The 6737-nt window shown below is 71.1% G+C and carries 5 protein-coding genes and 1 pseudogene; 3 read left to right on the top strand and 3 right to left on the bottom strand.

Annotation, left to right across the window (positions count from 1 at the left end):
• Positions 1–87: 87 nt before the first annotated feature.
• Both RZ84_RS12260 and RZ84_RS12255 read right to left on the bottom strand, forming a co-directional pair.
• Positions 88–1509 carry an amino acid permease gene (locus RZ84_RS12260; RefSeq protein WP_043264350.1) on the bottom strand — a complete coding sequence of 474 codons (1422 nt, stop codon included), beginning with the start codon at positions 1507–1509 and terminating at the stop codon, positions 88–90.
• A 286-nt stretch (positions 1510–1795) separates the two neighbouring features.
• Entirely contained in the window at positions 1796–3109 is a 1314-nt protein-coding gene (locus RZ84_RS12255) for an amino acid permease (RefSeq protein WP_241778040.1), read from the bottom strand.
• Positions 3110–3604: 495 nt separating this feature from the next.
• Here RZ84_RS12255 and RZ84_RS12250 point away from each other — a divergent pair, with 495 nt between their 5' ends.
• Entirely contained in the window at positions 3605–4177 is a 573-nt protein-coding gene (locus RZ84_RS12250; RefSeq protein ID WP_107068107.1) for a biotin transporter BioY, read from the top strand.
• 67 nt (positions 4178–4244) lie between these two features.
• Here the strand turns inward: RZ84_RS12250 and RZ84_RS12245 are convergent, their stop codons facing one another.
• The gene (locus RZ84_RS12245; RefSeq protein WP_241777674.1) at positions 4245–5756 is read right to left on the bottom strand and encodes an amino acid permease; all 1512 of its coding nucleotides are present in this window, start codon (positions 5754–5756) and stop codon (positions 4245–4247) included.
• Positions 5757–5948: 192 nt separating this feature from the next.
• Here RZ84_RS12245 and RZ84_RS12240 point away from each other — a divergent pair, with 192 nt between their 5' ends.
• Positions 5949–6437: a ribose-5-phosphate isomerase gene (locus RZ84_RS12240; RefSeq protein ID WP_043264347.1), complete on the top strand. Its 489-nt coding sequence runs from the start codon at positions 5949–5951 to the stop codon at positions 6435–6437.
• A gap of 77 nt (positions 6438–6514) precedes the next feature.
• Positions 6515–6737, top strand: a pseudogene (locus RZ84_RS40990) (DNA-formamidopyrimidine glycosylase family protein); the annotation flags it as partial.

Here is a 6737-nt window from a genome sequence, read left to right as displayed (position 1 = left end):
GTGCCGCCCGGCCTGGTCCCAAAGACGGAGGCGGGGCGGGACCCCGGAAGGAGGTCCCGCCCCGCCCGAAGGGGTCCGGAAGGAGAACTACCGGTTGCTCAGTGCCCGCTGCCGCAGGAGCCCGATCACCGTCAGCACCACGCCGAAGCCGCCGGTGAACAGCAGCTGGATCCGCTGGTTGTCGTCGCGCAGCATCAGCAGCAGCACCGCGGCGATGCCGGCCAGCGCCACCCAGGTCAGCGCCGGGAAGGCCCACATCTTGACCACCAGCTTCTCCGGCGCCTCGCGCTCCAGCCGCCGCCGCATCCGCAGCTGGGCGACCGCGATGAAGCCCCAGACCACCAGGACGGCCGCGCCGACCATGTTCAGCAGCCACTGGAAGAGCGTGGTGGGCCACAGGAAGCTGAAGATCACCGCGAGGAACCCGAAGGCCGCGCAGAGCAGCACCGCCCGGCGCGGCACCCCGCCGCTGACCTTCCCGAGGAAGGCCGGGCCCTGGCCGCGGGAGATGAGGGAGTAGGCCATCCGCGACGAGCCGTAGATGTTGGCGTTCACCGCGGAGAGCAGCGCGATCAGGATGACCACGTTCATGATCTGGCCGGCCGCCGGGATCTTCAGGTAGTCCAGCACCGCCACGTACGGGCCGCTCTTGGCGATGGACGGCGCGCTCCAGGGGATGACCGTGACGATGACCGCCATCGAGCCGACGTAGAAGAGGGCGATCCGCCACATCGCGGTCCGCACCGCGCGGGCCACCCCGCGCACCGGGTCCTTGGACTCGGCGGCGGCGATGGTCACCGTCTCCAGACCGCCGTACGCGAAGACCGACGCCAGCAGACCGACCATCAGGCCGTCGACGCCCTTGGGCAGGAAGCCGCCGTCGCCGGTCAGGTGCGATGTGCCGGGAGCCGAAGTGCCGGGCAGCAGGCCCAGGATGGCCAGCACGCCCAGGACCAGGAAGATGCCGATCGCGGCGACCTTCAGGGTGGCGAACCAGAACTCGAACTCGCCGAAGTTGCCGACCGCCGCCAGGTTCGTCCCGGTGAAGACCACCATGAACAGCAGTACCCACATCCATGGTTGGGTGGATGGGAACCACTGGTGCATCACATCCGCGGCCCCCAGCGCCTCGGCCGCCACCGCCACACACAGCAGCGCGGTGAACATCCAGCCCGCGGTGAAGCCGGCCCACGAGCCGATGGAGCGCTCGGCGTGCACCGAGAAGGAGCCGGACGCCGGATTGGCCGCGGCCATCTCGCCGAGCATCCGCATGATCAGCATGACCAGCGCGCCGGAGACGGCGTACGCCAGCACGATCGACGGGCCGGCCGCCGCGATCCCCGCGCGGGAGCCGACGAACAGCCCGGCTCCGATCACCCCGCCGAGGGCGATCATCGAGAGGTGGCGCTGCTTGAGGCCGTTCGACAGCGAGCCGCCGTCCTGGCCGGCGCCCTGGACCGCGTCGGCCTGCTCGCGGCCGGCCGCGGCGGACGAGGGTGTCCGATTCATGTCGTACCTGTCCCAGTAAGTGAGATGCGGAGCGGGCGGAACTGCGGTCTCCCGGGGCCGTGGGCGGCTCGAAATCCGGGGTCCTCGGCAAAGCTGGCTCAGTTTGAGTGCCGGTGTCCGCTCAGGGCAACAGCCGTGCAGCGATTGTTCGGTATTCAGACGGGATCGTGACCGTACGTGCCTGATACATCGTCGAATGCGGCATATGTGAGGTGTGCCTCATGTGCGCCCGAGCCCGCCGCAGGGGTGCCCCGAGGAGCGCCGTGGCGGCCCGGACGCCGCCGGCTCAGCCCCGTACGCGGCGGTCCCGCAGCTCCCGTAGACCGGCCACCACCAGCACCGCCGCGGTCGCCCCGGCCGACCACAGCAGCTGTGGCCGGGCCGTGTCGTCGGTGAGCATCAGCACGATCACGGCCGCCATCGCCGCCAGCGCCAGCCACGTGAGATAGGGGAACGCCCACATCCGCAGCGCGAGCCTCTCCGGCGCCTCCCGCTCGATACGCGGCCGGAGCCGGAGCTGGGAGACGGCGATCAGCCCCCAGACGAACAGCAGCACCGCGCCGACCGCGTTGAGCATGTAGAGGAAGACCGAATCCGGCCACTTGAGATTCAGCAGGACGGAGACGAAGCCGAACGCCACCGACGCCAGCACCGCCCGGCGCGGCACCCCTCCGCGGGACACCTTCAGCAGCCCGCGCGGCGCCTCGCCGCGCTCCGCCAGCGAGAACACCATGCGCGACGAACCGTAGAGATTGGCGTTCAGCGCCGAGAGCAGCGCCACGAACACCACGACGTTCATGATCTGCCCGGCGCCCGGCACCCCGATGTGGTCCAGCACCATCACGTACGGGCTCCGGCCCGGCCGCATCGACGACCAGGGCAGCACGGTCACGATGACCAGCATCGACCCCACGTAGAAGAACAGGATCCGCCACACCGCGCTGCGCACCGCCCGGCCCACCGCGCGCGCCGGGTCGTCCGACTCGGCCGCCGCGATGGTGACCACCTCCAGCCCGCCGAAGGCGAACACCACCGCGAGGACACCGGAGACCACCCCGCCCCAACCGTGCGGCAGGAAGCCGCCCTGCCCGGTGAGGTTGGCCAGCCCGACCGGCCTGGTGTCCGGCAGCACGCCGAAGACGGCCAGCAGGCTCAGCGCGAGGAACAGCACGATCGCCGCGACCTTCAGGGTGGCGAACCAGAACTCGAACTCCCCGAAGTTCTTCACCGCGGACAGGTTGGCGACGGTGAAGGCGATCATGAAGACCAGTACCCAGCCCCACTGCGGCACCGCCGGCACCCAGCCGTGCGCGATCTGCGCCGCCCCGGTGGCCTCCACCGCGAGCACCACCACCAGCAGGAACCAGTACAGCCAGCCGACGCTGAACCCGGCCCAGCGCCCCAGCGCCCGCTCCGCGTGCACCGAGAACGCCCCCGACGCCGGCATCGCCGCCGACATCTCCCCGAGCATCCGCATGATCAGCATCGCCAGCGCGCCGGCGATCAGATACGACAGCACGATGCCCGGCCCGGCCACCGAGATCCCCGCCCCGGAGCCCACGAACAGCCCCGCGCCGATCACCCCGCCCAGCCCCAGCATCGTCAGATGGCGCTGCTTCAGCCCGGTGGACAGCGGCTCCTGCTCTTTCGGCTGTTCTTCCGGCTGCTCTTCCGGCTCTTTCCCGACCGCAGGCGGTGCGTCGTGCATGGCTCGTACTCTCGCGACAGGGCGGCCGGGCCGCCGACGGCTTTGGGGGAACTCCACAGGTCACCGCGGGTCGCCCCCAGTGTCGCCGCCCGCCTCGCACTACCACAAAACCGGTGCCCGCTCGCCCCCTCGACCGTGATGAGCATCACGTGACCTGCAAAGACGCCCCGCGACCCGGCAACGCCCGGCATTCTGGCGGATGTTCGGAACCCTCCAAGCGGGCCGGTACGGCTTTGTCGGCGCCACACGATGATCGCCAACGGCCCGCTGGACTAACGTCATCGCGTCCCGACCCCCGCATCCCTCTCACCCCGCGGAGTACCGATGAGCACAGCCGCCCTGACCAAATCCGATGGGGGTACCCCCTGCTCGAGCGCAGTCGAGAGCTTGGGGGAGGTCCTGGCCGACCTGCTGCCGGCCGCCACCGCCACCCGCGCACGGGTCCGCGACGCCGCGCTGGTCGCCGGCGGCGCCGTCCTCACCGGTGTCGCGGCCCAGATCGCCGTGCCGATCCCCGGCTCCCCGGTCCCGGTCACCGGCCAGACCTTCGCCGCCCTCCTGGTCGGCGCCTCCCTCGGGGCCGGCCGCGGTCTGCTCTCGCTCGCGCTGTACGCCGTCGCCGGCGTCGCCGGGATGCCCTGGTTCGCGGGCGGCGCCTCGGGTGCCGGCGGCGCCACCTTCGGCTACGTCCTCGGCATGCTGCTGGCCGCCACCGCCGTGGGCGCACTGGCCCGCCGCGGCGGCGACCGCGGAGTGCTGCGCACCGCCGCCACCATGGCCGCGGGCAACGCCCTCATCTACGCCACAGGCGTCCCCTTCCTCGCCCTCGGCACCGGGATGCCCCTCGGCAAGGCCGTCGCCGTCGGCATGGTGCCGTTCCTCCTCGGCGACGCCCTCAAGATCGCGCTGGCCATGGGCGCCCTGCCGGCCGCCTGGAAGCTGGCCGGCCGGCGCGGCTGACGCACCGCAACACGGCGGGGCCCGCACCGATTTCCACGGTGCGGGCCCCGCCGTGTGCGAGGAGCGGCTACGCGCCCTCGGCGGCCTCCGCCGCCTCCGGCCTCTCCCCGGCCGCCGCGGCGGCGTGCCCGCGGCGCCGCCGCTCCAGGGCCAGCCCGACCGCCAGCACCACCACGGCCGCCACCACCGACAGCACCATCTGCACCCGGCCGTCCTTGTCGTAGAACATGTAGCCCACGACGAAGACGATCAGCGCGATGGTGGCGTAGGTCAGCCACGGGTACAGCCACATCCGCACCGACAGCCGCTCCGGCGCCTCCCGTTCGAGCGTCCGGCGCATCCGCAGCTGCGAGAAGCAGATGACCAGCCAGACGAACAGCGCCACCGCGCCGGACGAGTTGAGCAGGAACTGGAAGACGGTGTCCTTCGACGTGTAGCTGAAGATCGTCGCGATGAAGCCGAAGGCCACCGACGCCCAGATCGCCACCGCCGGCACACCGCCCTTGTTGACCGTCGCGAACGCCCTGGGCGCGTCCCCGCGCTCACCGAGCGAGAACGCCATCCGGGACGCCGTGTAGAGCCCGGAGTTCAGGCAGGACAGCACCGCGGTCAGCACGACCACGTCCATCACGACGTCCACGTACGGGATGTTCAGCGACTTCAGCACCGCCACGTACGGGCTCTTGGCCACCCCCGGGTCGTCCCACGGCAGCAGCGTCACGATCACCGTGATCGACCCGATGTAGAACAGCGCGATCCGCCAGATGACGCTGTTGACGGCCTTGCGGACGGCCACCACCGGGTTCGGCGACTCGCTCGCCGCCAGCGTCACGATCTCGCTGCCCATGAAGGAGAAGACCACCAGCAGCATGCCGGAGAGGATCGCGCCCGGCCCCTTCGGCAGGAAGCCGCCGTGCCCGGTCAGGTTGACCGTGCCCACCGCGTGGTGCCCTGGCGGCAGCCCGAACATCGCCAGCGCGCCGACCACGATGAAGATCACGATCGCCACGACCTTGATCCCGGCGAACCAGAACTCGAACTCGCCGAACGAGCCCACCGACACCAGGTTCGTACCGGTCAGCGCGATCATCACCAGCAGCGCCCAGGCCCACTGCGGGACGGCCGGGACCCAGCCGGTCAGGATCGACGCCGCCGCGGTCGCCTCCACGGCCAGCACCACCGACCAGAAGAACCAGTACAGCCAGCCGATCGTGAAGCCCGCCCAGCGGCCCAGCGCCCGGTCCGCGTACGCCGAGAACGACCCGGACGTCGGCGAGGCCGCGGCCATCTCGCCCAGCATCCGCATCACCAGCACCACCAGCAGGCCGGTCAGTGCGTAGGAGAGGAGGATGCCGGGGCCGGCGGCCTTGATCCCGGCTCCGGAACCGACGAACAGACCTGCGCCGATGACCCCGCCGATGGCGATCATCGACAGATGGCGGTTCTTGAGTCCTGCCTGCAGTCCGCCCTGCGACTGCCCCCCGGTGGCTCCGCCGCCGGGATCGCCGGCGGCGGGGACCACGTTGGTGGTGGGGGTGCCCCCTGCTCCTGCGGAGCTCGGGGGAGGGTGCGCGCCCATATATGTGCACCGTCCTTCTGTGGTTCTGGTTGTGGAACCAAGGCATTAGAACGTTGTGAACGACCGTTTGGAAGAGCCCGAACCCGGATCGTTGTGGATCGTTGTGGTTACCGACGAGTTGTACGGAGTCGCCGCCGGCGGCACAAAGCCCCGGTGGCGCCTACCCCCACAACGTCGTGCCACACTCGTGCCATGCGCGTGTACATCGGCTCCGACCATGCAGGTTTCGACCTCAAGAACCACCTCGTCGACTGGCTCAAGGCCCACGGCCACGAGCCCGTCGACTGCGGCCCGCACATCTACGACGCCCAGGACGACTACCCCCCGTTCTGCCTGCGCGCCGCGGAGCGCACCGCCGCCGACCCGGAGAGCCTCGGCATCGTGATCGGCGGCTCCGGCAACGGCGAGCAGATCGCCGCCAACAAGGTCAAGGGCGTACGCGCCGCGCTGGCCTGGAGCGAGGAGACCGCCAAGCTCGGCCGGGAGCACAACAACGCCAACGTCATCTCGGTCGGCGGCCGGATGCACACCGTCGAGGAGGCGACCCGCTTCATCGAGGTCTTCCTCGCCACCCCGTACTCCGGCGAGGAGCGGCACACCCGCCGGATCGAGATGCTCTCCCGCTACGAGATCACCGGCGAGCTCCCCCCGATCCCGGCCCACCACCCGCAGCACCACTGACCGCCGGACCCCGCCGCCGCCCGTTCCCCCCCGGCGCCCACCGGGGCGGGCGGGCGCGCCCACTGGAGGACGACCCGATGCCCGAGGGGCACACCATCCACCGCCTCGCGCTGGACCACCGGGACCGCTTCGAGGGCGAAGCGGTCCGGGCGAGCAGCCCGCAGGGCAAGTTCGCGGACGGCGCGGCGCTCGTCGAGGGCCAGGTCATGGACACCGCCGAGGCGCACGGCAAACACCTCTTCCTCGGCTTCGGCCCGGACCGCTGGGTCCACATCCACCTCGGCCTCTTCGGCAAGCTCG

It is taken from the genome of Streptomyces sp. CT34 (genome assembly GCF_000805335.1).
GTDB lineage: Bacteria > Actinomycetota > Actinomycetes > Streptomycetales > Streptomycetaceae > Streptomyces.
The sequence above is the reverse complement of the archived record's forward strand: the minus strand, read 5'-3'. Positions and strand labels throughout refer to the sequence as shown.

Coding starts and splice junctions, on each gene's coding strand:
- RZ84_RS12255 (WP_241778040.1), bottom strand. CDS start 3,109: ATGCTGGGGCTGGGCGGGGTGATCGGCGCGGGGCTGTTCGTGGGCTCC.
- RZ84_RS12260 (WP_043264350.1), bottom strand. CDS start 1,509: ATGAATCGGACACCCTCGTCCGCCGCGGCCGGCCGCGAGCAGGCCGAC.
- RZ84_RS12245 (WP_241777674.1), bottom strand. CDS start 5,756: ATGGGCGCGCACCCTCCCCCGAGCTCCGCAGGAGCAGGGGGCACCCCC.
- RZ84_RS12240 (WP_043264347.1), top strand. CDS start 5,949: ATGCGCGTGTACATCGGCTCCGACCATGCAGGTTTCGACCTCAAGAAC.